The sequence below is a fragment of the Clostridium sp. HMP27 genome (assembly GCF_000765165.1).
In the GTDB taxonomy this organism is placed as follows: domain Bacteria; phylum Bacillota; class Clostridia; order Clostridiales; family Clostridiaceae; genus Clostridium_AK.
Genome location: NZ_JMFY01000022.1, coordinates 19,014 through 41,532, shown reverse-complemented (window position 1 = coordinate 41,532; position 22,519 = coordinate 19,014). Strand labels below are relative to the sequence as shown.

The following is a 22,519-nucleotide window of genomic DNA, read 5'->3' as shown; positions in this document are numbered from 1 at the left end:
CTATCACCTTTGCTCTACTGAAATTTTATTTCAGTAAGACTTTCCTTTAATACTGATGAAGATTCTTTTAGATTTCTTTTTTCTCCCTCATTTAAGTTTACTTCAAGTATTCTTTTCGCACCAGTATCTCCTACTACTGTAGGTACTCCCATATATACATCTTCAATGCCATATTCCCCCTTGAGTAGGGTGGATACTGTAAGTATTGAGTTTTCATCTCTAAGTATTGCTTCTACTATTCTTACAACCGCTAGTGCTACTGCATAAGAAGTATATCCTTTTCTATCTAGTATTTCATATGCTGCATTTCTTACTTGATCAAGAATGCCAATCTTAAAGTTTCCGTCACAATTTTTGCATATGCACTTGCAATAGTTATCTACATCTATCCCTGCTATGTTAGTCAAACTCCAGGCAGCTATTTCAGAATCACCATGTTCGCCTAATATATAAGAGTGGACATCTCTTACATCTACATTAAAATGCTTACTTAAGAGATATCTAAATCTTGAACTATCGAGTACAGTACCTGAACCAATTACTCTTTCAGCAGGAAATCCCGAAAGCTTATAAGTTACATATGTAAGTACATCCACAGGATTTGAAACCACAAGTAATATTGAGTTAGGACTATATTTTGCTATTTCAGGTACCATTGATTTAAATATTTTATAATTCTTATCTATCAAATCAAGTCTTGTTTCTCCTAGCTTTGGTCCTGCTCCTGCAGTTATAATTACAATATCTGAATCCTTTGTATCCTTATAATCTCCTGCACGTATATCTACAGGTTTTACAAAGGGAATTCCATGAGCTAAATCCATAACTTCCCCTACGGCCTTTTGTTTATTTATATCAACAATTACTATTTCTGAAGCTAATCCTTCCATCATCAATGCATATGCAGTAGTAGAACCCACAAAACCTGCACCTATTATAGAAACTTTTATAGTATTTTTCTTCATAATATTCACCTCTAGTTTATATTTTATTTCTAACTTAGGTATATCATAACATGTTGATAATTATTATCCAGTAACATTTGTTACAATTTATAATTTTCTTCCTTATGAAATGAATAAATATAGACTTCTTTAACTTTCTTTTCTGTTATTTTCTCCAAAGCTCTTTTATAATATTTTAACTGAAGAGAATATTTTTTCTTAAATTCTTCTACTTCTTCTACATAATCTGTCTTATAGTCCAAAAGTACTAATTCATCTTCTTCCTCAAAGAATGCATCTATCACTCCTTGTATAAGTATCTTTTCATCCTTATATATATTAGAAGGGAGTTCTTTATAAAGCTCACTACTTGGTATTTCTATATAAAAAGGAAGTTCTCTTTTTACTTTGGTAGACTTCTTTATTCTCTGTCCTAAATCACTTTTTAAAAATTTAAGTATTTTATAAATATTTATAGATTCCGCCTGCTCCTCAGTTAAAAATTCCTCCATTATCATTATATTTATTTGCCTTCTTATATCTTCTATACCTTCAGTATTAGCTATATCTAGATGTTGCATTACAAGGTGCATAAAAGTTCCCTTTTCCGCTGCCGTAAACTTTTTTATCTTTTCTAGGAACAGCGGTTTTTTAAGTATAACTGATTTAAACATATCCTGAGAATTTTCCTCATCTAAAGGCGAAAATCTTCTTTTAATTTCTGATACTGAAAATTTTGCAGGTATAATAGAAGCCTCTTTATAAGGATACAAAAACTGGAGTCTTCGTTCTATTTCAGCTTTGAACTTGCTTATTTCTTCAGTTCCTGAAAAAATTTCAAGTTCCTTTAATATGTCTCTTTCTTCCCTTTCTATTATTTCCTCTTTAAAATCTTCCTTACTCCATAAATTTATTTTCCAATGAGAATTATCCATAGACCAATGACTTGAAGAAATATCAAGTCCTATTCTTTCTAATAAACACCTGCAATCACTATGACGAGTTAATGGTGGCACTATCCAATCCAAATAACTTTTACCCTCCATTACTGCATAAGTAGGTATCTTTTCTCCCTCTTCTTGAGCTTTATCGCACCATTTTTCAAGAGTTTTATCTAAATCCTTAACCATTCCAGTGATGATTAATTTCTCCTTAGCCCTTGTAAATGCAACATATAAAATCCTTAGTTCTTCAGAAAGTGTTTCTAAATTAATTTTCTTTTTTATAACTTCTTTCATTATAGTATCATAGGATACTCTTTTTTCTAAATCCACATATTCTGGTCCAAATCCAAGCTTATGATGAAAAAGTACACTTTTTTTAGTATCTTGAAGATTAAATTGCTTGCCAGAGCCCGCAAGTATTACCACAGGAAATTCCAATCCCTTACTCTTATGAATACTCATAATTCTTACTACGTCTTCATTTTCTCCAATTATCTTTGCACTTCCCATATCTCCACTGCTGTAGCGAAGTTTATTCATGAAATTTATAAAATTAAATAATCCTCTATAACTTGTGCTTTCATATTGCTTTGCTCTTTCAAACAATACTCTTAAATTTGCTTGTCTTTGAATTCCTCCAGGCATTGCTCCTACATAACCATAGTAACCAGTTTCTGTGTATAAGGACCATATAAATTGATCTAGAGGATAATTTACAACTCTATCTCTCCATTTTTCAAGTTTTTTATGGAAATATTCTATTTTTTTAATAAAGTCTTTGTTTAAAGCCCTAATGTTATCTTTTTCCTCTATTGCTTCTATATCATCCATGCTAACTATGTTGTTTATTATTTCATAAAAACTTAATTCCTTATTTATAAGCCTTACGTCTATTATCTCCTCTGCTGAAAAAGAAAATATAGGACTTCTCAAAACCGCTAATAAAGGAATATCTTGCCTTGGATTATCTATAACTTGAAGAAGAGCAAGTATTGTTTTTACCTCTGCTGTTTCAAAATATCCTGAGGTGGAATCCGCAAACACTGGTATACCTGTATTATTCATTTCTTCTGTAAATGTCGGAGCATAGCTTTTAGTAGCTCTCATAAGTATTACTATATCTCTATATTGAAGTCTTCTATAACTATTTATATTTTTATCCCATACCATATAGGGATTTTCACTTGAGCTCATAAGATTTTTTATTATTTTGCATACCATATTTGCTTCAAGCTTAATATTATCTGGAGCATCCTCTTCTATTTCTTCTTCTACATCTTCTCCTTCTAGTGTACTTTGATTTTTAAGAGAGTTTTTTTCCATAAGGTGAAGTTCTACAGCTCCTGCGTAATTTATGCCTTCCTCAGGCTCTGGATAATATGCTCCTGGATTTAAAGCTTCCTCATCAGTATAGTCAAGCTCTCCTAGATTTTTAGACATTATTTGCTTAAATATAAAATTTACCCCGTGTATAACATTTTCTCTACTTCTAAAATTTTTAAATAACTTTATCTTTCTATTTTCTCCTTGGCCTTCTTCATAGGTATTATACTTTTCTAAAAAAAGCTCTGGTTTTGCTTGCCTAAAACGGTAGATACTTTGTTTTACATCGCCTACCATAAATAAATTTGGCACAGTCAATTTAGAATCTTGTAGCTCTATATTAGGCTGGCGTGATACTGAATTTAATATAACCTCTTGAACCAAGTTACTATCTTGATATTCATCAACTAGTACTTCTTCAAATTTCCTTCTATACTCAACGGCTATAGATGAAGGAATAATCTCATCTTTTTCTGTAAATTGTGTAAGTATATAAAGACAAAAATGTTCTATATCATTGAAATCTATTATATTTTTTTCTCTCTTTTTTTCAGCATACCTCATACTAAAGTTTATTACTAAATCCTTCAAAACTTTCATTCTTGGGTATAAACCTTGAAGTTGACTTTTTATATCCTCATGTCCCTGGAAATAACTCTCCCTTATGCCTTTTAGCTTGTCTTTTACATCATTTCTTACTTTAACAGCCTTTTCTTTTATTTCTTTTAAATATTCATCTAGCTTTTTACGAGGCAGCACTGAATGTGAATATAAAAATATCTTTTCGGCCATACTTCCAAAACTTTCTTCCATTATAAGATCTTCTATAAAATTTAAATCTTCGTTAATAATTTCTTTATAAGGATTTAAGAGTTCATCTTCTTCTAGCATATTTACTGCCTTTTTTAGTCTGTTTTTAAATCCCTCAAGCTCTATTTTTATATTTTCTACTAAGATCTCTGCCCAAGTAGTGTTTTCAAAATTGAAATCTTCTTTTACATTAAAAACTTCAATTGCCTCTTCAAGCCAGCTTTCAGGCCAAGGCATACTTTGAGAAAAATGATAAATGTTTTCTACCATTTCGATAACCTTTTTATCGTCTCTTCCCCCATAAGATTCCACAAGACTTAAAAATTCAGAAGTTACCTTATCTTCTTCATAACTTTCATCAAATATTTCATCTAAGGCTTCCTGTTTTAATAAAATTGTTTCCGTTTCATCTGCAACTCTAAAGGACGGGTCTACATCTAAAATATGAAAGTTATTTCTTATTACATTTAAACAAAAAGAATGTATTGTAGTTATATTAGCCTTACTTAAAAGCGTTAACTGTCTTTGAAGCACCTTGGAATCTGGATTTTTATCCAGTTCCCTTGTAATGGCCTCCCCTATTCTTTCCTTCATTTCAGCCGCTGCTGCATTTGTGAATGTAACAACTAATAATTTATCTATATCCATAGGATTTTCTTTATCCGTTATTTTCTTTATTATTCTTTCCACCAGTACCGCAGTTTTACCAGAACCCGCTGCTGCTGCAACTAAAAGATTACAACCCTTGGTGTATATAGCACTTTCTTGTTCCTTGGTCCACTTAGTTTCCCCCACCTTATACCCTCCTCTTTTGTAGCTAATGCTTAATACTTAATATTTATCACGTTATTAGATTTTACTATGTTTATATTTTAACACAAAATAAGATATATATAACTTTGTACATTATTTACATTTAAAACTAGTAGAAAACCAATGTTAAAATTGCTATCATAGATATGAATATCGCTATACTTTTTTTCGCTACATGACAAATCATAAGTCTATCCTATATAATAGTAACATACTAAAAATTTGTGGGAGAAGGTTAGGAATTAACATGAGAAGAATAAATGAAATTTTTAGTGATTATGAATCAGGGGGTAACATAAATACTGCACTTGTAGAAGCAGTGGTCTTAAAGAAAAATACTAAAACCCTAGAGATGAAAATCAGCTCAGATAAATATATTGAGATAAGAGAATTTGAATTCCTAAATAAGTTTATAAGAGAAAGATTTGAATTGAAAGATTCTAAAATCACTGTAACATATGTTGATGGAACAGAAAAAAAACCCATAAAAGATGAATTAGAAAGTATTGTACTTTCACTCGCAGATAAATACCCTGCATTAAAGGCAGTGATAAATAATAGTGAATATGAAGTGGATAATGATACAATAAATTTTAATTTTAAACTTGCAGTATCAGACTTTTTAAAATCCATGGATTATGATAAAAGACTCCATAATGCCATTAAAAACCTATATGGTACAGCATATAAAATAAATTTTATTGATAAAGTAAGCAGCGAAGATTTAATAAGGATGCAAGAGGATATACGTGAAAAGGAAATGCTGTTTATTCAAAAGCAAGTTGAGGCAACTTTAAGTAATGTTGTCCCTAACTCACCTAATGAAGTTTTAGAAAAAAAACAGGAAATAAAAGCCGAAACTGATGGAAAAAAAGGTGATCCTTTCTTGATATTAGGCAGAAGCTCTAAAATTAAGGATACCATAATAAAAATTACTGATATTACACCAGATGAGGGAAAGATAGCTATACAAGGGGAAATATCCAATATAGAGGCAAAGGAATTAAAAAGCGGAAAAACATTAATTTCTTTTGACTTGTATGATGGCTCAAGTTCTATGACTTGTAAATCCTTTATTAAGCCTGGCGAAGACGGTGAGGTATTATCTAAACTTAAAAAGGCTAAGAGAGTTAGGCTTTCTGGAAATGCAGGCTATAGTAAGTTTTCTGGAGAAGTTGAGCTTATTGCCAATACTATAATAGAAATAGAAGGTATGAGAAAAGTTAAGAGACAGGATAGATCTCAGGTAAAGAGAGTAGAGCTGCATATGCATACACAAATGAGTCAGATGGATGCCATGACCAGTGCCACTGATTTGATTAAAAGAGCAATGAGCTGGGGCATGAAATCTATTGCTATAACGGATCATGGAGTGGTTCAATCCTTTCCCGAGGCCCATAAGCTTTTAGGTAGAGATAATCCTGATATGAAGGTCATATATGGAGTAGAGGCCTATTTAGCACCGGATAAAAAACCTTCTGTAACAAACCTTAAGGGACAGAGTATTGATACCACCTATTGTGTGCTGGATTTGGAAACCACGGGCTTTTCACCAGTAACAGAAAAAATTACTGAGATAGGAATTATGAAACTTAAAGATGGAAAGGTAATAGAGGAATTTAGCTGCTTTGTGAATCCCGAAAAACCTATTCCTGCAAGAGTTATTGAGGTTACTAATATAACCGATGATATGGTAAAAGATGCAGATACCATAGAAAATGTATTTCCTAAAATGTTACAGTTTATACAGGGAAGCGTTTTGGTTGCCCATAATGCTGAATTCGATGTAGGCTTCTTAAAGCATAACGCTAAGGTCTTAGGGTATAACTTCGATTTTACATACTTAGATACCTTATCATTAGCAAAAGAGCTCTTTCCTGATTTTAAAACCTATAAATTAGGGAGAATTGCTAAGAATCTTGGCATAAAGGTTGAGGTTGCTCATAGAGCCTTAGATGACGTGGCTACCACAGTTAAGGTCTTTAATATAATGCTTGAAAAGCTAAAGAAGAGAGGCGCAGAAACTCTTCAGGATATAGATATATATGGCTCCGATGAAGAATCTAAAAGGGAAGAATATAAAAAACTTAAGACCTATCATGCAATAATACTGGCAAAGGATTATGTAGGATTAAAGAATTTATATAAGCTGGTATCCTATTCCCATTTAGATTATTTTTATAAGAAACCTCGTATATTAAGAAGTCTTTATAAAAAATACTCTGAAGGTTTAATACTTGGTAGTGCCTGCAGTGAAGGAGAGCTTTACCAGGCAATTTTACTTGGAAAATCAGATGAGGAAATTAAAACTATTGCAGAGGAATATGATTATTTAGAAATTCAACCCCTAAAAAATAATGATTATTTAGTAAGGACAGAGCAGGTACCTAATAGAGAATATCTAAAGGAAATCAATAGAAAAATTGTTGCTCTTGGTGAAAAATTAAATAAACCTGTAGTGGCAACAGGAGATGTTCACTTTATGGACCCTGAGGATGAGATATACAGGCGTATATTAGAAGCAGGACAGGGATTTAAGGATGCAGACAATCAGGCTCCTTTATATTTAAAAACCACTGAGGAAATGCTTGAAGAGTTTTCCTATTTAGGAAGCAAAAAGTCCTATGAGGTGGTAGTTACAAACACCAATATAATATCTGACATGTGTGAACAGATTAGCCCTATTTCACCACAAAAGGCCACACCACACATAGATGGATGTGAGCAGACCATTAAAGATATTACCTATGGTAAGGCTCATGAGCTTTATGGAGACCCTCTTCCTGAAATTATTCAACAAAGGCTTGATAGAGAGCTGGATTCCATTATAAAAAATGGATTCTCCGTAATGTATATAATTGCTCAAAAGCTTGTATGGAAGTCAAACGAAGACGGCTATTTGGTAGGCTCTAGGGGCTCTGTTGGTTCCTCTGTTGTGGCATATATGACTGGTATAACTGAAGTAAATGCCCTGCCGCCTCATTACAGGTGCCCTAGCTGTAAGCATTCAGATTTTGCTGACTATGGCTATAAAATCGGTTTTGACTTACCAGATAAAGTTTGCCCTGTTTGCGGAGAAGCTTTGGTTAAGGATGGCATAGATATCCCTTTTGAAACATTCTTAGGTTTCAATGGAGATAAGGAACCGGATATAGACTTAAACTTTTCAGGAGAGTACCAGGGAAAGGCGCACAGATATACAGAGGTTATCTTTGGGAAAGGCACAACCTTTAAAGCAGGAACTATAGGTACCATAGCAGAAAAAACAGCTTTTGGATATGTAAAAAAGTACTTCGATGAAAAAGGTATCACAGTAAATAAGGCAGAAATTCTCAGAATCTCAAGAGGCTGTACAGGTATAAAGAGAACCTCTGGACAGCATCCTGGGGGTATAATAGTTGTTCCCAAGGGAAGAGAAATATTTGAGTTTTGCCCAGTACAGCATCCTGCAGATGATTCGAACTCAGATATTATTACAACACATTTTGATTATCACTCCATTGACCAGAATTTATTGAAGCTTGATATACTAGGGCATGATGATCCAACAGTTATAAGAATGCTTCAGGATATTACAGGAGTAGATCCTAAGACGATACCTATGGATGATAAGGAGACCATGTCTATATTCTCATCTACACAAGCTCTGGGAGTAACTCCCCAGCAAATAAATTCTAAGGTAGGAACCTTTGGAGTTCCTGAGTTTGGCACCAAATTCGTAAGGGGAATGCTTTTAGATACAATGCCAAAAACCTTTATGGACTTAATATGTATATCAGGACTTTCCCATGGTACCGATGTGTGGCTGGGAAATGCTAAGGATTTAATTGATTCAAAAATAGTTACCAGCATAAGTGAGGCTGTATGTACTAGAGATGATATAATGGTTTATCTAATCAAAAAAGGTTTGCCACCTAATACTGCCTTTAAAATAATGGAGCTAGTTCGTAAAGGAAAGGCATTAAAAGACCCTGAAAAATGGGCTGAGTATGAAGCAATGATGAGAGAACATGATGTTCCGGAATGGTATATAGATTCCTGCAGGAAAATAAAATATATGTTCCCTAAGGCCCATGCTGCAGCTTATGTTATGATGGCCTTCAGAATAGCTTGGTTTAAAGTGCATATACCTAAGGCCTATTATGCAGCATACTTTAGCATTAGAGCAAAGGCCTTCGATGCAGAATTTATGATATTTGGAAAAGAGAAAGTTAAAGAAAAGATGAAGGAAATTGATATGATGGGTAATCAAGCAGCTCCTAAGGATAAGGATATGTATGATGACTTAGAGATAGTTTTAGAAATGTACGAAAGAAATATTAAATTCCTTCCTATTGATTTATATAAATCCCATGCCTCTAGATTTCTAGTTGAAGAGGATGGCTTAAGACCTCCTATAAACAGTATATCGGGTATGGGAACGGTAGCTGCAGAAGGAATATATAATGCACTCCAAGAAGAACAACCTATTAGCTCTGTAGAAGATCTAAAGAAACGTGCTAAGATTGGAAATTCTGCTATAGATTCACTTAGAAAATTTGGCTGTTTAATAGGTCTTCCAGAAAGTGATCAACTGAGCTTTTTTGATGTAATTTAGCCAGTAAAAATTACTACCAATACGAACTAAAAGTTATAAAGATTTATCTATAGACACTTTTACAATCTTTATTTATAGAAAAACACCTAAAGAATATTTTTTTATTCTTTAGGTGTTTTGTTATTACTTATTTTTATTCAAGAAATCTATTGCCACTTGTGCATAACTTGCAGCTCCAAGTGGAAGTGCGTCTTCATCTACATTGAAGAAGTTTGAATGATGGGAATACTTACATCCTTTTTCTTCATTTCTTCCCCCTAAGAACATAAATGCTCCTGGTACTCTTTGTGCATATTCTGAGAAGTCTTCTGATCCCATTGCCTTATCTATTGCAATTATGTTTTCCTGTCCTACTACTTTTGCTACAGATTCTCGAGCAAGCTTTGTAGACTTTTCTTCATTTATAGTGGGACTGCACATAAATTCATACTTATACTCATACTCACAACCATGAGCTTCACAAGTATTTTTAACCATTTTTTCAATCCATTCAGGAAGCATTTTTCTAGAGTGTTCAGTAAATGCTCTATTCATTCCTTGTATTGTTGCTTTTCCAGGTACTACGTTAAATCTTTCTCCAGCATGAAAGGTTCCTACATTTATAACTATAGGTTGTCTTGCATCATTTACTTTTGTTGCAATAGTATGTAGTCCTTGAACTACTGCTGTTGCACAAGTTAATGCGTCAACCCCTTGCCATGGTGAAGAACCATGTGCTGACTTTCCTGTTATAGTTAAATCAAAACAATCTGCTGATGCCATTACAGGTCCTGGCTGAAGTGCTACTTGTCCTGTAGGTACATCTGACCAAATATGCATTCCAAATATCATATCTACTTTAGGATTTTCTAGTACTCCACCTTCTATCATAGCCTTTGCCCCACCCGCTACTTCTTCTGCAGGCTGAAATATAAATTTCACTGTTCCTTGTAGTTCTTCTTTCATTCCTGATAAAATTTTTGCTGCTCCAAGTAATGTTGCAGCATGGCAGTCATGTCCACAAGCATGCATTAATCCAGGTGTTTCTGAGCTAAATGAAAGCCCAGTTTGCTCATTTACAGATAATGCATCTATGTCAGCACGTAAAGCTACAACCTTTCCTTCTTTTCCTCCTTTTAATAGCCCCACAACACCCGTTTTTGTTACCCTTAAAGTTTCTATTCCCATTTTCTTTAATTCTTCTTCGATTTTATCAGTAGTTCTAAACTCCTCAAAGGATGCCTCTGGATGTCTGTGAAAATGCCTTCTTAAATCTACCATCCATTCATAATTTCCTTTTGCAAAATCTAAAGTTTTCATATCTAAACCCCCCGTATATTTAGTGCTCAGTTGCTAGTAATCAGTAACTAGTAACCATTTTGTAATATTTATATTAGTATATAAAAAAAACTCTATATATCCTTTAGATATATAGAGGCGTATACTAACGCTGTACCACTCTACTTCACCACAAACTAAATGTATTTATGGCCTTTGAAAGTTCCTATAAAACTCTTACATTATAACGGATGTTACCGTAAAAACTTACTTAGGTTTCAGTTTTTATGTTCAGGGGTGAGTATTGCCTATATCATTAGCACCAATTCTCAGCAACCATTGGCTCTCTGTAACTAAATTTATATAGCTTTTTCCCATCATAACTATTTACATTTATTTACCTTTTACCCAAATGTTATTTGGGGTTATTGTTATTTATCTTATCATCTATAAAAAGGGGTGTCAACGGCATTCTTGTAAAAAGTTTGAATATTTTACAATTACTTTTTTATGAATAATTGCTTGCAAAACAAGCACCTTCTTTGAAAACGACTACTGAAATATATTAATTCACTTATACTAAACACTATAAAATTATAAGAACTTATGGTATGATTTTCTATCACTTATTTTATTAACATTTACATTATTGATTCATAATTTTAATAACATGCAAGATAAAATTCTTATATTTTACTCTACTATAACTCCTTATTTTATATTATTTTTGATTTATTTAGAAAAATATTATAGTTTAGTATATATTTTTCCTAAATTTGGATAAGATAATATTTGTATGCTATTGTATGTATAATGAAAAATCATAAACCAAATTTAAATTTACAAGGAAGGAGTTTTCCACTTATGAAAAAAACTATCATAATGGCTGTTACCATCGACGGAAGAGATGAACATGCCCCAAGGGTACAACAAATTTTAACTGAGCATGGCTGTATAATTAAAACACGAATAGGATTACATGAAACTGAAGAGGATTCTTGTTCTCCAAAGGGACTTATACTTCTTCAAATATTTGCTGAAAAATCTGATGTAGAAGCGCTAGAAAATGAGTTAACATCCGTTGAAGGAGTTCATGTAAACAAAATGGATATTTAAAAAAAGCTTGCATCATTGCAAGCTTTTTTATTTTAAATTAATTATTAATCATTTAAATCAAACATTAGTTATTCAATAACTCCTCCACCAAGAACCATGTCTCCATCATAAAACACTACAGATTGACCTTTAGTTATAGCTCTTTGATTTTCCTTAAAAGTAACCTTTATTTTATGTCCACCATCAATTGGCTCTATTAATGCCTTTTGAGGTTGTGCAGAATATCTAATTTTAGCTTCAACTTCCATTGGAGCTTCTAAAATATCCATGGAAATTAAATTTATATCCTTTGCTACAAGTACTCTTGTAAATATATCTTCTTCGTCTCCTAAAACTACTTCATTAGTTTTAGGCTTTATATCTGTAACATACATAGGTTTACCTAGCGCTATTCCAAGTCCCTTTCTTTGACCTATTGTATAATACACTATTCCCTTATGCTTTCCAAGTATTTTACCACTCTTATCGACAAAATTTCCTTCTTTAACTTTTCCAGGATAGTTTCTATTTATGTATCCGCCATGATCATTATCATATACAAAGCATATCTCTTCACTATCCTTTTTATTATGTACTCTAAGACCTATCTTTTTAGCTATTTCCCTTATTTGATCCTTTGTATATTCTCCACAAGGCATAAGGGTTCTGCTTAATTGAAATTGGGTAAGATTATAAAGTGCATAAGTTTGATCCTTTCTTGAGTCATCAGACTTTCTAAGGGTATATCTATAGCCATTTTGACCTATTATTGCATAATGGCCTGTAGCTACATAATCTATTCCCATTGCCATTGCTTTTTTTAGAAACAAGTCAAATTTTATGTGTTTATTACATGCTATACATGGGTTTGGAGTTCGACCTACAAGATATTCATCCACAAAATAATCTATTACCTTTTCTTTAAAATCCTCTTTAAAATTCATTACATGAAAAGGAATATCTAGTGCTTGTGCAACTCTTCTAGCATCTGCTACAGCACTTAGTGAGCAGCATCCTCCCTCTCTTTCCTCGAATTCCTCATCATCCTGCCATATTTGCATTGTGACCCCAATTACATCATACCCCTGCTCTTTTAAAAGATAAGCTGCAACAGAGCTATCCACTCCTCCGCTCATACCGAGTAAAACTTTCTTCTTCAACTTAATTAATACCTCCTATTAAATTTAATCCTAACACCTAATAGTTCCCTGCATTTTATGAGTTCGATATTACTAACTAACAACCTCTTAACTTTTGTACACAATCCCTAACCACATTAATAACCTTGTCTACATGTTCCTTCGTAGTTTTATATCCTAAACTAAATCTTATAGTTTCCTTGGCTTCTTTATTTGAAAGCCCTATAGCTTTAAGTACATGCGAAGGCTCTACAGCCCCAGCTTGGCATGCACTACCTGAGGATACAAAAATCCCTTCCCTATCCATCATCATAAGCATTAATTCTGCTTGAGCATCATTAAATGTTATATTTACACTTCCAGGAAGTCTTTTCTCACCTTTAGCACCATTTAGCTTAGTCCCAGGTATTTGTAAAAGTTCATTTATAAGTATATCTCTTAAATAAGTTAATCTTTCTCTATGCTCATTTAGATTATTTAAAGCAATTTCCGAAGCCTTTCCAAATCCAACAATAGAAGCTAAATTTTCTGTGCCTCCTCGTTTTCCTTTTTCCTGCTCTCCTCCATGAATTAAATTATCTATTTTAGTACCTTTTCTTATATATAATGCACCAATTCCCTTTGGACCATATATTTTATGAGAAGCAAAGCTTAATAAATCTATATTCATATTTTCTACATCTAAATGTATATTTCCCACTGCCTGCACTGCATCTGTGTGGAAAACTACATTTTTTTCCTTACAAACCTTTCCTATTTCACTTATAGGCTCTATAGTTCCTATTTCATTATTTGCAATCATTATTGAAACTAAAATAGTATCTTTTCTTATGCTACTTTTTAATTCTTGTAAATTTACCATTCCATATTCATCTACAGGAAGATAAGTTATTTCAAAACCAAACTTTTTTAAATACTCACAGGCATTTAAGACTGCATGATGTTCAATAGAAGAAGTGATTATATGGCGTCCCTTATTCATATTGGCAAAGGCCACTCCTTTTATTGCCCAGTTGTCACTTTCAGTTCCTCCTGAAGTAAAATATATTTCACTACTCTTAGCATTTATTAAATTTGCTAACGCTTCTCTGCTTTCATCTATAATCATTTTTGCCCTATTGGAAAGAGAATATGCAGAAGAAGGATTTGCAAAATATTCTTTTATGTAAGGTTCCATTGCTTCTACTACTTCTGGTTTTATATAAGTTGTAGCGCTATAATCCATATATATTTTATCCAAATTATTCACCTCCGTACAACAATATAGTATAACACAAAGCACTAAGTTCTAGTATAAGGAATTATTAAATTTTACACCTTTTTGTGAACTATCCAAAACTAATAACCAGTAAAAAAGTAACCAATACCCAGCTATGGATGTTTTGCAAAGCAAAACTACATTTTACTGGCTACTGGTTACTAACTACTGGTTACTAATCAAATATTCCCATGGATAAATATCTTGCTCCTGTATCAGGAAGAAGTACAACTATATTTTTATCTTTGTTTTCTTCTCTTTCCGCTATTATCTTTGCTGCATATAGTGCCGCTCCAGAAGATATTCCAACAAGCATTCCTTCTAAATGAGCTGCTTCTTTTGTAGTTTTAAGTGCATCTTCATTTGTAACTCTTACTATTTCATCAATTACTTCTGTATTTAATATACTTGGAATAAATCCTGCACCTATCCCCTGAATTTTATGAGGGCCTGGTTTTTCTCCTGAAAGTACTGCTGAAGCTTCTGGTTCTACTGCCACTATTTTAACATTTGGATTTTTTTCTTTTAGGTATTCGGAAACTCCAGTTATAGTTCCGCCAGTTCCTACCCCTGCTATAAATATATCTACCTGGCCTTCAGTATCTTCCCATATTTCTTTTGCTGTAGTTAGTTTATGAATTTTAGGATTTGCTTTATTCTCAAACTGCTGAGGTATAAAAGAATTATTATTTTCAGCTGCTATTTCTTCTGCTTTTTTAATTGCACCCTTCATACCTTCTGCTCCAGGTGTTAATATAAGCTCTGCTCCATAAGCCTTTAGTAAATTTCTTCTTTCAACACTCATTGTATCAGGCATAGTTAGTATTAATTTATATCCTTTTACTGTAGCTGCAAAAGCAAGCCCTACACCAGTATTTCCACTAGTTGGTTCTATAATTATAGAGTCCTTATTTAAAAGTCCTTGTTTTTCAGCTTCTTCAAGCATTGCAAATGCAATTCTATCCTTTACACTTCCTGCTGGGTTAAAATATTCTACCTTTGCAATTATATTCCCCTTTAAATTGTATTTTTCCTTAAATTTATCAACTCTTACAAGTGGTGTATTTCCTATTAATTCTGTTAAATTATTATATACCTTTTTCATATAACATCTCTCCTCTATTATACATATTTGTTTACTATGCTTTTATTTAAAATTTTAGTTGGGATATATTTTGCAGAAATCTTAATTTCCCTATAAACCGCGCATCCCAACTGAATAATATTTATTTTATAAATTATCTATAACCAAAATAGAAATTAAACTTTATAAATAATTTTTAATTTCTATATATAATACATGGTTACTTCATTATTATATTTCTTATAATCTTCTACAAGTTGTTCTAAAGTTATAGAGTCTACAACTTTATTTATATTTTCTCTTAAATTACCCCAAACTCTATCTTCTATACATCTTTCTATCTTAGAGTTTTTTTCTTCTTCAGGAACATCTACTTGAAAAAGTTCCCCTTCTAACGCCCTTAGTATTTCTCCTACCGTAATCTCTTTAGGTTCCTTTACTAAAGTATATCCTCCTTGAGAGCCTTTTCTTCCCTTTACCAATTCTCTTTTTCTTAAGAGAGAAAAAATTTGTTCTAAATACCCTTCAGATATGTGCTGTCTTTCCGATATACTTTTTAGCGTAACCACATCATTAAATGAATTTGTAGCTAAATCTAGTATTGCTTTTAACCCATATATTCCTTTTGTAGATATCTTCACTTCAACAACTCCTACTAAACAAATAAGTTTTATATGTTATATTAATTATATTAATTTCCACTTAATTTGTCAACATTATTTTTAAGTTTTTTGACCTCTTCTCCAATTATTTTTATGCCTTTTTCTATCTCGTCAAATGAAACCCTGGAGAAGCTGAGTCGTAATTCATTATATCCTCCTTTGTTTACATAAAACATATCTGCTGGAGTAAATATTACGTCTCTATTAAAGCAGTTTTTCAAAAGTTCTCTTGAACTTATACCTTTGAGCTTTATATATACATATAAGCCTCCATCCCCTAATATATATTCATGAGGGATGTATTTCTCAATAAGTTCTTTTGTAAAATTATATTTTGATTTATATATACTTCTAGCCTTTTTTAAATACTTTTCAAAGCTTCCATTCTTCATATATTGATACAAAAGTGCTTGATCTAGAAACGAAGTATGTATATTTCTGCTTCTTTTAACACTTTGAAGGATATCTATAAGTCTTTTATCTCCAAATATCCATCCAATTCTGAGACCTGGAAAAAGTATTTTTGATAGACTTCCTATATAAATTACTCCGTTTCCCTCGCCACCTATACTGGCTATAGGTGCAATGTGAGATCCTGAATGCTGCAATTCTTCATTAAATCCATCCTCAATTATAGGAACATTATATTCCCTAAGTATATTATATACATTTTCTCTTTTTTTATAAGACATGACCATACCTGTAGGATTATGATATGATGGGATGAAAAAAGCAAACTTAAACTTATGTGTATTAAGTTCTTCTTTAAGCTTATTTTCGTCAATTCCTTCTTTGTTTAAAGCTATTCCGTGAATATCGATTCCTTGAAGCTTCATTATTTTTATAGCTGTATTATGAGTAGGATCTTCACAAAGTATACAGTCTCCCTTATTTGTTAGGGTACTTAAGACTATATCAAATCCCTCAGTAAAGCCATTAGTTATAAGTATATCCCTATCTCTTGTACTAACTCCCTTTTTATTCATATAGTCCATAAGATAATTTATTAAAGGCTTGTATCCCTGAGCATATCCATAATTTAAAAGTTTTTCTCCCTCTAAGGACATTCTATCTAAAAAAGCCTTTTTAAATTCTTCTATGTCAAATAAGCTTTCATCAGGAGCTATACTTTTAAAAGATATCATACCTTTTTTAAAAATAGCCTCATTTTTCATAATATCTAACTCCTCTGCCTTTTTAGCAAAAGAATTCACAGCTTGTTCCCAGCTTACATTCCAATCTTTAGTCTTTATCTTTTTTATTTCACTTACAAAGCTTCCCTTACCTTTTATAGTATATATGTATCCTTCAGCCTCTAAAATTTCATATGCCCTTACCACTGTATTTCTGCTTATATTTAGGTTTTCGCTTATTTCTCTTGTAGAAGGAAGTTTACTAGAGGATGAAAGCATTCCATCCTCTAACATATTTTTTATATAATTATAAAGCTGTTCATATATAGGCTCTTTTCTATTAAAATTTATATTTCTAAACATATTAGCTCCTTATATACCAACTTAATTATATGAATCTGCTAAAATTGTTTTCCTGATAACTCTATTATTTTATCCAAAAGGCTTTTAAAACTCATACCTGCTGCCTTAGCACTTTTAGGAAATAAGCTATTTTTAGTCATACCAGATAGAGTGTTTACCTCAAGTACATATACCTCTTCCCCTTTTATCATTATATCGATACGTGCATATACTCTTAAGTTTAAACCTTTCCAGCATTTTTTACAAATATCTTTAACTTTCTTATCAATATGATCAGGTAAATTTACTACAATTTCTTCTGCACCCTCGTCCTCATATTTCGATTTGTAATCGAAAAACTCATCTCTCTTAGGCTTTATAGATAATATAGGTAATATTTCTCCATCAAGCATACAACAAGTTATCTCTTCGCCCTTTATATATTCTTCAATCATTACTTCTTTATCATGCTTTAGGGCTTCTTTTACAGCTTCTTTTAAGTTTTCTTTATTTTTAACTATAAATATTCCTATACTTGATCCACCACTGTTTGGTTTAACCACTATGGGATATTTCATTTCATCTACTTTCTCATAATTTATATCATCTTCATGTTTTACCATAATCCACTTAGGTGTAGGTATATTTTCTCCTAAAAATATTTTTTTACATATATTTTTATCCATGCACAATGCACTTTCTAGAACTCCACATCCTGAATATGGTACTTTAAGACTTTCAAGAATTGCTTGAATTTTACCATCCTCCCCAAACTTCCCATGAAGAGCAATAAATGCAAATTCTAAAGATTTTGCTCTGTCTATAAGTTCGTATTCTGTATTTATAGGTACAGGAAGCACCTCATACTTTTCTTTATCAAGATTTTCTATTATTTCATTTCCTGTGAGTATTGATATTTCTCTTTCATCAGAAACTCCACCCATTATAACGCCTACATGCATAATTTTTCTCCTCCGAAGAATTAATAACACCATTTGGTAATTTTTATCTATATATTTAAACATCCTTACTTATATTATATATAATTTAATTTTTATATAAAGCTCCACTTAATAGGTATTTTTTATTATTAGTGGTACTACGATAATAAGAAAGAGGATGAAACTTAAAATGTCCTTGAAATAGGTTCCATTTAGTTCCATCCTCTTTTTTTATCTAGTTCTTGTTTCTTGTTCCCTGCTGTGCAGCATACTTGCTAGCATTCCCATTTTGCATATATCCATTATTTGCATTTCTGCTGTCATTACTATTATCTATCATACTCTGATTTTGTGCTTTAATATTTTTGCTTTTTCCCATTTAAATCACTCTCCCTTCACTAAAATTTTCCCCAGGGTAAGAGTAATTTATTCTATGATAAAAGTTACTTAATTTCTAAAATGCTAGTAAACTTCTATTTTTATATTATATTGCGAAAACATGTTATTAAGAAAAATCTCATTGTATTTTTTGTCCTTTAAATTCCTTGTATTCATTCCAAAGCTTCATAACAGGAGTTGATAACTTAAGTATATCAATACTGCTATTATTAGTTTCACATAATTTATCAACTAATTTACTTATAATTTTTCTATCTAAATTTTTAATATGAAAATCTATTTGATCATTTGTTAAGTTTTCTAAAAATTTTCTTAACACAAGGGAGTTATTATAGTTTTCAAATAAAGGTTTAGTAAGTTCTTGATAAGATCCTATTTTGCAAATATCATATGCTGCATATATTCCTGTTAAAATTGATGAAAATTGCCCAAATCCAAGACCTGGAGAAATAGTACCAAAACAATTTCCAACGAAATATGTATTATCAATTTTTGGCTTATCGCATATTCCCATCATATATCTTGTAATCTCAAATTTATCAGTTATTTCAAAATTTTGGTCAAAATCCTTGCAAGCTAAACTATAAAATCTCTCCCACATATCATTTATATTTAACTTTATATTGTCAGGATAATCAGGATAAGCAATAGATAAGTTTGCTTCTTTTTCAGAAAAAGGTATCAACCACGCATACCCCTTTGGTATTATATCATAATTAAACCATATATGAGGGTTACTTGTTATAAACTCCCCTTCGACAGTTACTCCTCTTATAGTACAAGTTAAATCGCACCTATAATTACCTAAATGAGATGCATATTCTCCATCTCCGGTAGCTAATACTACATAATCGAAATTTTTACATAGTTCTTCATATTCGTAGTTTGAGTTAAAATTAATATTACATTTTACCTGCTTCGCTAATTGATTTTCATAGGAATTCTCATGTCTGCCTCTTATATTTGTATATCCAATTTTCTCTTCAATATTTCCAATCTCATTTTTAGAGTGTATTGATAACTTATTAATTTCATCTATAGGTTTTAAATTTATATTATAGTTCTCTGATATGTAAGATAAATTGTCTTTAATAGGTCTGTCGAGAATACTAAACATAGATTCCGCATTAATAAATCTATCCCCCGCTTTATTTCTTTTTTCAAAAATAGTTGGCGTAATTCCATGCTTCTCTAAAGTTATAGCACAAGAAAGCCCAGCCATTCCAGCTCCCATAATAGCTACTTTCATTTAATCACCTCTTATATGATATAATGTATATCTTAACATTTTTTTTATACGTTATTTAAAATTAAAACAGCAATTTATTATTGAACTTATATATTGTATATTTTAATAAAAATAGGATGCCTATCAGCATCCTATTTTTATTATTTATTTTTTTCAGTATTCTCTGTTTGCTTTACTTTTTCTACTGCTTTTTCAGCTTCTTTCTCTTGTGATTCTTTTAATTTTTGTTCTGCTTTTTTAGCAGCTTCCTTAGCTCTCTCTTCTGCTTCCTTTAGCTTTTCTTCTGCCTTCTTAGATTCTTCTTTAGCTTTTTCAGCCGCCTTCTTTTGTGATTCATTTAGCTTTTCTTCTACCTTCTTAGCTTTTTCTTCAGTTTTCTCTTGAGTCTTATTCTCTAATGCCTGCACCTTTGCTTCTTGCTTTTTAGCTTTTTCTATAGCTTTCTGTTCTGTTTTATCTGCTTTCTCTTGTACTGTTTTTTCAGCATCTAAGGCTTTTTCTTCTACCTTTGTTATCTTTTCATTTGCTTTTTCTGTTTCTTTAATTGCTGAGCTAATTGCTTTTTCTGTTTGCTTAACAAGTTCTTTTACTTCTTCCTTCGATGCCTCAGCTGCATCTTTTAATCCTTCAAGTTCATCTTTTAAAGCTTCTGCTGCCTTTACCTTTTCTTCAGCAATTTTGATTGCCTCTGCATCACCGCTCTGCTTTGCAACTTCAAGTTCTGCCTTTGCTTTCTTAAACTCTTCCTTAGCTGCAAAAAACGCTTTTTTTGCTGCATAGAAACTATTAACAGCAGTTATTGTTTTATCCTGCTCTTTTAACTCATTTTCAATAGCTAATCTAGTATCCTCTGGAAGCTTTTCAAGCATAGTCTTTAATATTTCTTGGCTTTTTTCATAATATTCATTAAGAACTGCAAGATTTTCTACTGCTTCATCCTTGGCTTCAATTGCCTTATTTATATGTTCTGTAGCTGAGGCTAGCATATTAATATATTCATCTGTTACTTTACTTGCAAGTTCTTCTTCTCCTTCGCTTGTCATAATAGCTGCTTCTGCAACTCTTTCCTCAGCAAATTTTGCCTTAAGTTCAGCTAGCTTCTCTTCGCTTTGTGTAATTGCAATCTGAAGTTCTTCTATTCCTCGTTCAATGCTATAAAAAAGTGAATTAGGTAAAACACCTGCTGAATCTTCAACTTCCCCTTCATCTACTTTTACTTCCTCTTGGTTTTTCTCTTCATTTTCCTCTCCTGTTGCAGGAGTTTCAGGTGTTACTTCGGTTGTTGTTTTAGCTGTTTCTTCATTCATAGTTTCACTTGCTGTTTCAGTTGTTACCTGGTTTGTACCTACAATTCCCTCTCCACTAGCATATACAGTACCAGATATCCCTGTTAAATATGCCGCTAATGTCATTGCAATAATTTGCCTTTTCATAAATTATCCCTCATAATCCATATTATACACATTTATACGTATTTTCCTTTTTATTTAAGGGGGTGCTTAAAAATATTAGCATTTTTTTAATGTTATTATATCTATAATTAAATTCACCTTGTTTTATATAATCGTTGAAAATATTTATTTCTTTACCAGGCAAATCCTGCATAAATATCTCCTGAGATTTTTTATATTATCAAACTTTCTACTTGCCATGTGGATGGCACCTTTATGCTATAATTAGGCTAATGAGGATATTATGGGGGGATTTATTATGAATAAAAAAATTAATACAATGTATTTTAGTGCTACTGGTACAACTAAGAAAGTAGTATGCGGAATTGCAAGTAAAATTTTAGACAATACTAATAAGACATTGACTATAAATACTATTGACTTTACATTAACAGCAGCTAGAGAAGAATCAGTAGCTTTTACAAAGGATGATGTTGTGATTGTAGGGGTTCCAGTATATGCCGGAAGGGTTCCTAATGTACTCTTAAAATATTTGAATTCTGCCAAAGGTAATGCCGCGTTAGCAGTTGCTATAGTTGTTTATGGAAATAGAAATTATGATGATGCTTTGATAGAGTTAATAGATATCCTTGAGTTGAATGATTTTAAGGTTATTGGAGCCGCTGCATTCATAGGAGAGCATTCATTTTCTAAAATCCTTGCCAAGGATAGACCGGATCAAAAAGATATGTCCATAGCAAATGACTTTGCTGATAAAATATATACAAAAATGATAACTGAAGACAAATTTGAATCTATATATGTAAATGGAAATAAACCCTATAAAAAATATTATATGCCTAAAAATAAAGAAGGCATACCTGTGGATATTAGGAAGGTTATTCCAAAAACAAATAGCAATTGTATTAATTGTAAACTTTGTGCGAGCATATGCCCTATGGGTTCTATTGATAATAACGATGTATCTAAATTAAATGGAATTTGCATTAAATGTGGTGCTTGTATTAAGAAGTGTCCTACTAATGCAAAATATTATGATGATAAAGATTATCTAAGACATAAAGAGGAATTAGAAATTGATTATGCTTATAGAAGAGAACCCGAGTTATTTTTATAG

At 31.9% G+C, this 22,519-nt stretch carries 15 protein-coding genes and 1 other annotated feature; of the genes, 3 read left to right on the top strand and 12 right to left on the bottom strand.

The genetic code is table 11. The features are described 5' to 3' along the window. Positions 1–14: 14 nt before the first annotated feature. Positions 15–965 (bottom strand): L-lactate dehydrogenase, encoded by a 951-nt coding sequence (locus DP68_RS11955; protein ID WP_035309804.1) that lies wholly within the window; start codon positions 963–965, stop codon positions 15–17. Positions 966–1,045: 80 nt separating this feature from the next. Beyond that, positions 1,046–4,816 (bottom strand): helicase-exonuclease AddAB subunit AddA, encoded by a 3,771-nt coding sequence (addA, locus tag DP68_RS11950; RefSeq protein ID WP_035309803.1) that lies wholly within the window; start codon positions 4,814–4,816, stop codon positions 1,046–1,048. A gap of 265 nt (positions 4,817–5,081) precedes the next feature. On the opposite strand from addA, the gene polC reads away from it, so the two are divergent. Beyond that, the gene (gene polC, locus DP68_RS11945; RefSeq protein ID WP_035309802.1) at positions 5,082–9,431 is read left to right on the top strand and encodes a DNA polymerase III subunit alpha; all 4,350 of its coding nucleotides are present in this window, start codon (positions 5,082–5,084) and stop codon (positions 9,429–9,431) included. Positions 9,432–9,554: 123 nt separating this feature from the next. Here the strand turns inward: polC and DP68_RS11940 are convergent, their stop codons facing one another. Continuing rightward, the gene (locus DP68_RS11940; protein WP_081957198.1) at positions 9,555–10,730 is read right to left on the bottom strand and encodes an amidohydrolase; all 1,176 of its coding nucleotides are present in this window, start codon (positions 10,728–10,730) and stop codon (positions 9,555–9,557) included. Positions 10,731–10,840: 110 nt separating this feature from the next. After that, positions 10,841–11,078 (bottom strand) — a binding site (T-box leader). Positions 11,079–11,552: 474 nt separating this feature from the next. On the opposite strand from DP68_RS11940, the gene DP68_RS11935 reads away from it, so the two are divergent. Beyond that, a complete protein-coding gene (locus DP68_RS11935) occupies positions 11,553–11,804 on the top strand; it encodes a hypothetical protein (RefSeq protein ID WP_035309801.1) in 252 nt (83 codons plus the stop codon). A gap of 68 nt (positions 11,805–11,872) precedes the next feature. Here the strand turns inward: DP68_RS11935 and mnmA are convergent, their stop codons facing one another. From mnmA to DP68_RS11895, 9 genes are all read right to left on the bottom strand, one after another. Beyond that, complete coding sequence (gene mnmA, locus DP68_RS11930; protein WP_035309799.1) at positions 11,873–12,943, bottom strand: tRNA 2-thiouridine(34) synthase MnmA; 1,071 nt, start codon at positions 12,941–12,943, stop codon at positions 11,873–11,875. 76 nt (positions 12,944–13,019) lie between these two features. Next, positions 13,020–14,162 (bottom strand): cysteine desulfurase NifS, encoded by a 1,143-nt coding sequence (nifS, locus tag DP68_RS11925; protein WP_291548880.1) that lies wholly within the window; start codon positions 14,160–14,162, stop codon positions 13,020–13,022. A gap of 193 nt (positions 14,163–14,355) precedes the next feature. Continuing rightward, positions 14,356–15,285, bottom strand: coding sequence for a cysteine synthase A (gene cysK, locus DP68_RS11920; protein WP_035309797.1), 930 nt, complete (start codon positions 15,283–15,285; stop codon positions 14,356–14,358). Positions 15,286–15,467: 182 nt separating this feature from the next. Continuing rightward, the gene (locus DP68_RS11915) at positions 15,468–15,905 is read right to left on the bottom strand and encodes an Rrf2 family transcriptional regulator (RefSeq protein ID WP_035309795.1); all 438 of its coding nucleotides are present in this window, start codon (positions 15,903–15,905) and stop codon (positions 15,468–15,470) included. Positions 15,906–15,955: 50 nt separating this feature from the next. Continuing rightward, entirely contained in the window at positions 15,956–17,422 is a 1,467-nt protein-coding gene (locus tag DP68_RS11910) for a PLP-dependent aminotransferase family protein (RefSeq protein WP_035309792.1), read from the bottom strand. Between the two features lie 38 nt (positions 17,423–17,460). Beyond that, the gene (locus DP68_RS11905; protein ID WP_035309790.1) at positions 17,461–18,363 is read right to left on the bottom strand and encodes a D-alanine--D-alanine ligase; all 903 of its coding nucleotides are present in this window, start codon (positions 18,361–18,363) and stop codon (positions 17,461–17,463) included. 214 nt (positions 18,364–18,577) lie between these two features. After that, complete coding sequence (locus tag DP68_RS19630) at positions 18,578–18,721, bottom strand: hypothetical protein (protein ID WP_186429202.1); 144 nt, start codon at positions 18,719–18,721, stop codon at positions 18,578–18,580. Positions 18,722–18,859: 138 nt separating this feature from the next. Continuing rightward, positions 18,860–19,990, bottom strand: coding sequence for an NAD(P)/FAD-dependent oxidoreductase (locus DP68_RS11900; protein ID WP_035309786.1), 1,131 nt, complete (start codon positions 19,988–19,990; stop codon positions 18,860–18,862). A gap of 140 nt (positions 19,991–20,130) precedes the next feature. Beyond that, on the bottom strand, positions 20,131–21,423 hold the full coding sequence (locus DP68_RS11895) for a DUF5667 domain-containing protein (protein ID WP_035309783.1): 1,293 nt from the start codon (positions 21,421–21,423) through the stop codon (positions 20,131–20,133). A gap of 277 nt (positions 21,424–21,700) precedes the next feature. Here DP68_RS11895 and DP68_RS11890 point away from each other — a divergent pair, with 277 nt between their 5' ends. Then, the gene (locus DP68_RS11890) at positions 21,701–22,519 is read left to right on the top strand and encodes an EFR1 family ferrodoxin (protein WP_035309780.1); all 819 of its coding nucleotides are present in this window, start codon (positions 21,701–21,703) and stop codon (positions 22,517–22,519) included.

Excerpts from the sequence above, each read along its gene's own strand:
- DP68_RS11955 (WP_035309804.1), bottom strand. The coding sequence starts at position 965 with ATGAAGAAAAATACTATAAAAGTTTCTATAATAGGTGCAGGTTTTGTG.
- polC (WP_035309802.1), top strand. The coding sequence starts at position 5,082 with ATGAGAAGAATAAATGAAATTTTTAGTGATTATGAATCAGGGGGTAAC.
- DP68_RS11940 (WP_081957198.1), bottom strand. The coding sequence starts at position 10,730 with ATGAAAACTTTAGATTTTGCAAAAGGAAATTATGAATGGATGGTAGAT.
- DP68_RS11935 (WP_035309801.1), top strand. The coding sequence starts at position 11,553 with ATGAAAAAAACTATCATAATGGCTGTTACCATCGACGGAAGAGATGAA.
- cysK (WP_035309797.1), bottom strand. The coding sequence starts at position 15,285 with ATGAAAAAGGTATATAATAATTTAACAGAATTAATAGGAAATACACCA.
- DP68_RS11910 (WP_035309792.1), bottom strand. The coding sequence starts at position 17,422 with ATGTTTAGAAATATAAATTTTAATAGAAAAGAGCCTATATATGAACAG.
- DP68_RS11905 (WP_035309790.1), bottom strand. The coding sequence starts at position 18,363 with ATGCATGTAGGCGTTATAATGGGTGGAGTTTCTGATGAAAGAGAAATA.
- DP68_RS19630 (WP_186429202.1), bottom strand. The coding sequence starts at position 18,721 with ATGGGAAAAAGCAAAAATATTAAAGCACAAAATCAGAGTATGATAGAT.
- DP68_RS11900 (WP_035309786.1), bottom strand. The coding sequence starts at position 19,990 with ATGAAAGTAGCTATTATGGGAGCTGGAATGGCTGGGCTTTCTTGTGCT.
- DP68_RS11895 (WP_035309783.1), bottom strand. The coding sequence starts at position 21,423 with ATGAAAAGGCAAATTATTGCAATGACATTAGCGGCATATTTAACAGGG.
- DP68_RS11890 (WP_035309780.1), top strand. The coding sequence starts at position 21,701 with ATGAATAAAAAAATTAATACAATGTATTTTAGTGCTACTGGTACAACT.